Genomic DNA, 1092 nt, shown 5'->3' on the forward strand with positions numbered 1-1092 from the left:
GGGAAAAACTCATACCCTCCACGGCCACCAACACTCATCCGATCAGAAATTTTATAGTTCCAATCGATATTAAAGATAAATTTTTGCCCACTTCTCAGCGCTACAGGCAAATCTACCCTCATCATGGTTTTGTTAACCGTATAGGGTAAGTTTTTACCGGCTGCATCGGTTAATTTGGTAATATTTATACCAAAACCATTATTTCCTGTTACACTTAACTGATCTAAATTTTTAGTGGTTCCGGTAGCAGGCATTTTAGTCGCATCCTGGTAATTCGCATTGCGATCCGTGCTATGCTCGTTTTCATCAAGCTGCAACCAGATATAAGTTAATGGATCAGGAGAATTATTGGTGTAAGTGATCGTTTCAGATCCGGTTAACAACAGATTTTTTTCATCCAGCTCGCATTTGATGTTATAATCGGCACGTTGCTGCCAGTATTTAACACCAGGCGCTCCGCTCGCTGTACGTTGTTCATTAGGTGTTGGTAAAATGGTGCCCAACTGCTCAAACTTATTCCCATGGTTACTCCCTGGGTTATTCTGAGTATTTTGGGCCATAGYCAGGCTACCAGAAAAGAATAGCAGGCCGGTTAAAGGAAATAGTTTATTCATGATATGGTTTATTAAAAAGGAATTCGTTCTAAAGCCATTTTTAAAGCCAGGCTAAATACGGCTGCTGATATAAATAAAACCCAGTTCATACGCTTTATGCGGGTATAATTAAAAATTAAAAAGGTAATTAAAAGAATGATGATTACCATAAAAACCTGGCCGGCTTCCAAGCCTACATTGAACCCAAATAGGCCCCAGCCAATATTCTGATCTTTGGCCAGCATTATCCGGATGGAGTTTGCAAAGCCCATTCCATGAATAAGACCAAAACCAAGTGCCAAAAAATAATTGATCTTAATTGATTTTAAGGAAAAATTCTTTCTAAACAAATTGCTGATTGCGGTAATTACAATGGTACAGGGAATTAAAAATTCTACCCATTTACTATCAAACCGGATAATATCCAATACGCTTAAAAGTAAGGTAAAGGAATGGACAATGGTTAAAGCAGTAACCAATATGAGCACCTGTTTTAAAT

The 1092-nt window shown here is 38.1% G+C and carries 1 protein-coding gene and 1 pseudogene; both read right to left on the reverse strand.

Annotated elements, in window-relative coordinates; genetic code table 11:
* A pseudogene (locus AC1DPQ_RS28520) lies at positions 1 to 614 on the reverse strand (M1 family peptidase); the annotation flags it as partial.
* Positions 615 to 625: 11 nt separating this feature from the next.
* Positions 626 to 1092 (reverse strand): HupE/UreJ family protein (locus AC1DPQ_RS28525; RefSeq protein WP_477611680.1); only part of this gene is annotated, 467 nt, incomplete at its 5' end.

Source organism: Pedobacter sp. 01T416_2 (genome assembly GCF_056398925.1).